Origin of the sequence: Streptomyces inhibens (assembly GCF_003389455.1) — a bacterium.
In the GTDB taxonomy this organism is placed as follows: domain Bacteria; phylum Actinomycetota; class Actinomycetes; order Streptomycetales; family Streptomycetaceae; genus Streptomyces; species Streptomyces inhibens.
In genome coordinates, this window is the sequence record NZ_QUAC01000282.1 from 1 (window position 1) to 1,307 (window position 1,307).

Consider the following 1,307-nt stretch of genomic DNA (forward strand, 5'->3'; position numbering starts at 1 on the left):
CGCGCCCCAGCGGCCGGCCCCCGACCAGGACGCGCTCGCGGCCACCGCGGAGCGCATCGCCGCCGCCGAGCGGCCGCTGCTGCTGGTGGGCGGCGGCGCCCGGCACCGCAACGACGGCCGCCGTATCGAGCACTTCGCCGAGCAGCTCGGCGCCGGCATCTTCAGCACCGCCTCCGGCCGCGGCACGGTCGCCGAGGACCACCCCCTGTACTGCGGCGTCAGCGGCCTCTACACGGTCGCGCCGATGGACGCCCTGTGGCGCGAGGCCGACCTGGTCATCGCGCTGGGCAGCCGGCTGGAGGAGACCGCCACCTTCGGCTGGCCGGACGAGGCGGCGCAACTCCCGGTCGTACAGGCCGTGTTGGGCGAGGAGAGCCTGGTCATGGAGCGGCCCGGGGCGTATGTCCTGGGTGACGCCGGACGGATCGTGGACGGCTGGGCGGGACTGCTGGCCGACCGCCGGCCGCCGCGCGACTGGCCGGAGCGGGTCCGCACGGTGCGGGCCGCGCTGGCCGGGCGCGCCGCGGACCGTGCCGAGGAGGCCGGGAAGCACGCGCCCGAGGGAGCCGTGCCGGTCGCCCGGGTGCTGGACGCACTCGACCGTGTCGTCCCCGCGGACCGGGTCCTCGTCCAGGAGAACGGCCTCCAGGACATGTGGTCGTACTTCTTCCCGCACTGGTCGCTGGGGTCCCAAGGCGGCTCCGTGGTGCCCAGCGAGCAGACGCCGCTGGGCTTCGGCGCGGCCGCCGCGGTGGGCGTACGGCTGGCCGAGCCGACCGGGCGGCCGGTGGTCGCGGTGGTCGGCGACGGAGCCTTCAACCTCTTCCGCGGCGAACTGCCCACCGTCGCCGACGCGGGCGCCGCCGTCCTCTACGTCGTCCTGGACAACGGCGGCTACGGCTGGCTGCAGTCCAACCTCGACCGGGTCTCCGGAACCGGCTCGCGGTTCGCCTTCACCACCTCCCGCCCGACCGGCACCGAGGGTCTGACCAGCGCCTATGGCCTGGGCTATGGCCGGGTGACAGACGCCGACCAGCTGGAGCCGGCGCTGACGGCCGCCTGGCGGCAGGTCGCCGCCGGGACCTGCGCCGTGGTCGAGGTGGCGGTCGCGCTCGCCGACACCCCGCCGGGGATGAGCGGCTCGGCGGGAGACTTCCCGGAGCGGGAAGACGCCTAGCCGTACGCCGTGCGTGCCGCGCCGTCGTGGTGGGAGGGAGCTCCCGCCACGACGGCGCGGCATTGTGTCCCGCGGGGAATTCTTCGCGTGGCCCGGCCCCCACCGGCCCGGGGGGAGCCGGGGTGGGGCC

General features: G+C 76.4%; 1 protein-coding gene. It reads left to right on the forward strand.

The features are described from left to right. Positions 1-1,177 (forward strand): thiamine pyrophosphate-dependent enzyme (locus tag DY245_RS32885; RefSeq protein ID WP_147318387.1); only part of this gene is annotated, 1,177 nt, incomplete at its 5' end. Between the last annotated feature and the right edge of the window lie 130 nt (positions 1,178-1,307).